Genomic DNA, 443 nt, shown 5'->3' with positions numbered 1-443 from the left:
AGCAGCTGCTTTCCGACGCTCGTGGGAGTATGCCGTCCGGCCATTATCTGCCGTTGCGAGCCCGCAACGGCGCGGTGCGGGTGCTCGTGGTGGCCGTGGATCACGACCCCGGGCAGCTGGAGTCGCTGGCCGACGGGTTGGCCTGGCTGCAGGTCGACCGGCCGTACATCAAGCCGATCCTGTTGCTGAACTGTCCGGACGCCGCGGCGGTCCGGCGGCGGGGTTTCGTCTACGAGACGGCTGTCGAACCGGCGACCTGGGCGGCGTACGACGCCACCGAGGGCTCGTACGACACCTACGTGCAACAGCGGATCATCGAGATGGTCAAGATCTATGACCCGCAGCACACGGTCCTCGCCGAACCGGGCGGGACACTGCCGAGATGGCCGTTCACGAAAATGACGGGCTGAAACGAGGAGCGGACAGACGATGAGATTCGGACG

General features: G+C 66.1%; 1 protein-coding gene. It reads left to right on the top strand.

The window, feature by feature from the left end; genetic code table 11:
* Nucleotides 1-410: hypothetical protein (locus ELR45_RS00730; RefSeq protein ID WP_205855629.1), on the top strand; the 410-nt coding region annotated here is incomplete at its 5' end.
* Nucleotides 411-443 lie beyond the last annotated feature (33 nt).

This window comes from Phytoactinopolyspora endophytica, assembly GCF_004138495.1.
GTDB lineage: Bacteria > Actinomycetota > Actinomycetes > Jiangellales > Jiangellaceae > Phytoactinopolyspora > Phytoactinopolyspora endophytica.
The sequence above is the reverse complement of the archived record's forward strand: the minus strand, read 5'-3'. Positions and strand labels throughout refer to the sequence as shown.